This window comes from uncultured Campylobacter sp., assembly GCF_937890585.1.
Lineage (GTDB): Bacteria > Campylobacterota > Campylobacteria > Campylobacterales > Campylobacteraceae > Campylobacter_A.
The window spans coordinates 1-1,163 of record NZ_CALACG010000015.1 but is presented as its reverse complement, the minus strand read 5'-3'; the positions used below and the strand labels follow the sequence as shown (position 1 = coordinate 1,163).

The following is a 1,163-nucleotide window of genomic DNA, read 5'->3' as shown; positions in this document are numbered from 1 at the left end:
AATTTAAACCATGGTCTTTAAATTTAAAGTTTAAATTTTTATATCCAAAACGTGTGGCTCTTCGCTCTCTTCTTCGATATCAAGCTCGTCTGCTAAGACCTCTTCATCTTTAGCTTTTGCGTTTTGCTCTTCATTTTCAAACTCGCTCGCCTCTTCTTCGCTCTTTTGACGCTCGTGCTCTTTTTCAGGGTCTATTTTATATGACTCCTCCATCGGACGCACCTCTTTGATCTCCTCGTTTTGCTGGGTGGCTAGCTCAGATGCCATTAGCGCTTGCATGTCAAAGCGTGCTTGCTGGTTTGCATGCACCTGCGAGACGACTGGGGCGTTTTGGTTGATGAAGTTGCTATTTCCTAAAGGTGTTACCGCCATTTTTAGCCTTTATTTATGATGATCGTTTTGTAGTTTGTGTAAGTGACGTTCGCGCCATTTTCACGCCTTAAATTTTCACGCTTGGTGTAATCCACCTCGTATCTGCCAGCCCCTTTTACGCTAAATTCCACGCAAAATTTAGCAGCCATTTCTAGCACATCTTCTGGCACTTTGCTCTTGTTCGTCTTGATGATGACGTGAGCGCTTGGGGCGTCTTTTAGATGAAGCCAGATGTCGTCTTTTTTGGCTAGATCAAGTAAATTTATATTGCCTTTTTCGTTTCTGCCAACTAAGATTTTAAACTCTCTAACGTAGAAAATTTCAGCATTTTCGCTCACATCTTTTATCTGGCGCTCTCTTTGTTTTGCCTTGTTTTTTGGGCTTAAAATTTCAAGCTCGTAAGCGCTATTTGCCTCTTTTAAAAGTGACTTTAGCCCTTCTAAAAACTCGATCTTTTCACTTAAATTTCTCTTTTCTATCTCCACACCAAGCGCTTTTGCCCGAAGTTTTTTTGATCTTGCATAAAATTCATTTGCGCTATTTTTTGGCGTATCGCTAAGAGTTAGTTTTATCTCATTGCCGTCAAAATCATTAAGACAAATTTCTCTCTCATAGCCCTTGAAATTTGCCAAATTTGCAAGCAAAAGCGTGCCGTAGTTTGCAAACTCCTCGCTCTTTTTCATAAGCTCATCCTTATCTTCAAGCGAGTTTAAAATTTCTCTCATACTATCTATCTTTTTTTGCACACTTGCAAGCTTTGCCTCTTTTAGCCCAGCTATCCTAGACTCGTT

Annotated in this window: 2 protein-coding genes; both read right to left on the bottom strand. The window is 40.2% G+C overall.

From position 1 onward, the window contains the following. Positions 1-30: 30 nt before the first annotated feature. Positions 31-372, bottom strand: a complete 342-nt coding sequence (locus tag Q0296_RS00385; protein WP_107805295.1) for a hypothetical protein — start codon at positions 370-372, stop codon at positions 31-33. Positions 373-374: 2 nt separating this feature from the next. Beyond that, positions 375-1,163, bottom strand: a 789-nt coding sequence (locus Q0296_RS00380; protein WP_298035616.1) for an NFACT RNA binding domain-containing protein, incomplete at its 5' end; no start/stop codon positions are given.

Bases quoted from the DNA above. Each gene is read 5' to 3' on its own strand.
- Q0296_RS00385 (WP_107805295.1), bottom strand. From the start codon at position 372: ATGGCGGTAACACCTTTAGGAAATAGCAACTTCATCAACCAAAACGCC.